Here is a 3,061-nt window from a genome sequence, read left to right on the forward strand (position 1 = left end):
ATGGAACTGGGGCTACGGCGACACCGCCTCACGCGAGACACTCGTCGAAAACAATCACATCCACCACCTCGGCTGGGCCTACCTCAGCGACATGGGCGGCTACTACGGCCTCGGCACTTCGCCCGGCACCATCATCCGTGGCAATCACGTCCACCACGTCGCCAGCCATCGCTACGGCGGCTGGGGCCTCTACAATGACGAAGGCAGCGCCGACACCCTCATGGAAAACAACCTCGTGCACGACACCTGGAACGCCGGATTCCATCAGCACTACGGCTACTTCAACACCGTCCGAAACAACATCTTCGCCTTCGGCCACACCGCCCAGATCCAGGCCTCCCGCAACGAAGCACGCCTCCGCTTCCGCTACATGAACAACATCGTCGTCTGGGACCCCGCATCACCCCTCCTCGACGGCGGCGAATGGAACTGGAAGTTCTTCGACAAACCCGAGCGTGGCGATCCCAAAGACAGCCTCGTCTTCCGCAAAAATCTCTACTTCCCCACCGACGGCAAAATCCCCGCCACCCTCACCAAAGCCCACTTCTCTTGGGCAGAGTGGCGCAAGATGGGCCGCGACAAAGACAGCCTCTTTGCCGATCCCCTCTTCCAAGACATCGCCAAGCGCGACTTCCGCCTCAAGCCCAACTCCCCCGCCGAAAAGATCGGCTTCAAGCCCTGGGACCTCACCCTCGCCGGAGTCCGCAAAACCGACACCGCATGGCGCACCCTCGCCGCCGAAGGTCAAGACTACCCCACCTGGGACACCGACGCCAAACCCTGGCCCGCACCCGCATACCAAATCAATCAAGACTTCGAGCACGCCGGCCTCGGCACCCTCGGCATTCGCGGCGCCAAATACACCCACGAAAACAAAGGCGAATCCATCGCCGTCACCGACGAAATCTCCTCCCCCTTCACCCCCGGCTCCAAGCGCTCCCTCAAAGTCCAGGACGCCCCCGATCTCAAACACAGCTACGATCCCATCCTCGACATCTACCCCACCACCTGGGACATCGCCGGCACTTTCCACGCCGAGTTCGACGTCATGGCCCAGCCCGGAGCCGATTGGTTCTTCGAAATCCGCGGCAAAAACCTCGACTTCGGCAACGGCCCCTATCTCCGCTGGCAGAAAGGCCAGCTCTCCGCCAGCACCGACGGCAAAGTCCAATTGGTAAGCATCCCCGCCGGCGAATGGTTCCGCGTCTCCCTCACCGCCACCACCGCCTCCGGCAAATGGTCCCTCGACATCACCCGTCAGGACGGCACAAAACACTCCTACCCCGACCTCCTCTGCAAGCCCGCCTGGACCAACGCCGGCTACCTCCTCTTCAGCGCCCTCGGCACCACCAAAACCGCCTTCTTCATCGACAACCTGAAACTGGAACCGCTTAAACAATAGAGCAGTTCCCGAATCGAGAAGCTCAACATCTAGCGGTGCATGCGCGGTCGTGGGATGGGTGTGGCGACAGCCCGCCCGTCCGTCAGCGTATGGCCACGTCCATACCGCGCGGCTCCAGAAACTCACTCCCGAGTCGAGACTTCACGCCCTCCGTTCGGTTCGCAAAAATTGCGCCCCTCAGCTCTGAACCGCGTAGCGGTGACACAAAACCGCCTTGTCGCCCATCTCTCAGCGATGACAAAAGCGCACACAATACCGTGCCCTGACCAAGCATCACTCATTCCCGGCATTTCATCTCCAAGCTTCTGAAATTCGAAAGGATGCGGGTTCAGCGCCGCTCTTTGTCTGACATCACTCTCATGACTTCCATTGAGAAGCGCCCGCCATGACCCACCCATCCCCAACCATCCGCATCGGCCCCACCAGACTTCCTTTCTGCGCGGCACTCACCATGGGCTCATCATCGGCGTCGGCGTATCCTACCACAAGATAACATGAGCGAAAACACCTACTGGGAAAAGACCGACAGCTTTGAAACGAAGCTGCATCTGCTGGAAGAAGCCTGGAAAAACAAGGACTTCCGCCTCGTCCGCTCGCTCACCGATTCCCTGCGCAGCACCACCCTGCAGGCTCAGGCGGAAGGCGAAGACCACGGCACGCCCTTCGTTCCCACCGCTCAATTTGTGGCCGTGTCAGCGCTGCCTCCCGCATGGCGCACCTGGGCATCCGGCTGGCAGTTCTGCAAAGTGCTCACCCTTGATGAAACCATTGGCTTGGATCGCGCGCCCGAACCCGTGGAGGTGCTGCTTAGTTGCGCGGCAGAGCAGGCCGTCTCACTCACCCGCGAAGTCCGTGTCGCCCGCATCCAGCCCGACCACAGCCTCATCGAGGTACCCAGCCAGACCCACAGCGAAGTGCGGCGCGGCAAGGAGCGCCACGCCCACGTGCTCTTCATGGCCGAAGGCGCTGCTCATCTGCGCCAGACCTACCTCCTCTTTTATGGCAACCCCGATGCCGAGCTCCCCGCCTACCTGACCGACCTCCAAACGCGCGGAGAAGGCTATGCGCTCGACATCGAAAACGACGCCTACAAGGCCTCCCTCTCCCACCAGATGGGACAGCTTGAGCGAATGACCCTCAAGCGCGAGCACGGCCTGGAACTCTTCGCCGGCGGCGAAGGTCATGGCGAGCCGCCGGGCATTGACTGGGCGCACGACTACGCCGCCGCCGGTCACTTTCAAAAACTGCGCATCACCTTGTGGGAGCGCTGCCCCGATTACGAAGTCATTCGCGGCCCCCTCTGTACCATCGTCCGCCGCTGGGGCTTTCCGTATTCTCCCGTGCATCCCGTCTTCTCCCCCAGCCGCCTGCACATCGAGGTCGAGTACCGTTTCTATGCCGGCATCCCCTGGTTCCACAAACTCGGCCGCATGCACGTCATCAAAGAATTCGAAGCCGCTGCCTTGCGCGATGACGAGTGGGTCTTCTCCGGTCAGTCTTTCACCGAGATGCTCTGGATGGGTGCCGATGGCAAACTTCAAAGCGGCCCCGTCGATCCCAAGCAGCGCGACAACATCTGGGCCGTCGGCTTTGCCAACAAAGACAGCAAGGATTCCTTCGTCGCCCTCTATCTCGAGCACACCGCCCAAGGCATGCCCG

General features: G+C 61.4%; 2 protein-coding genes. Both read left to right on the forward strand.

Going from position 1 to position 3,061, the window contains the following annotated elements:
* Positions 1-1,402, forward strand: a 1,402-nt coding sequence (locus tag ACIREA_RS29580; protein ID WP_397385916.1) for a right-handed parallel beta-helix repeat-containing protein, incomplete at its 5' end; no start/stop codon positions are given.
* Between the two features lie 494 nt (positions 1,403-1,896).
* Positions 1,897-3,061: hypothetical protein (locus ACIREA_RS29585; RefSeq protein ID WP_397385917.1), on the forward strand; the 1,165-nt coding region annotated here is incomplete at its 3' end.

The sequence above is a fragment of the Prosthecobacter sp. genome (assembly GCF_044373815.1).
In the GTDB taxonomy this organism is placed as follows: domain Bacteria; phylum Verrucomicrobiota; class Verrucomicrobiia; order Verrucomicrobiales; family Verrucomicrobiaceae; genus Prosthecobacter.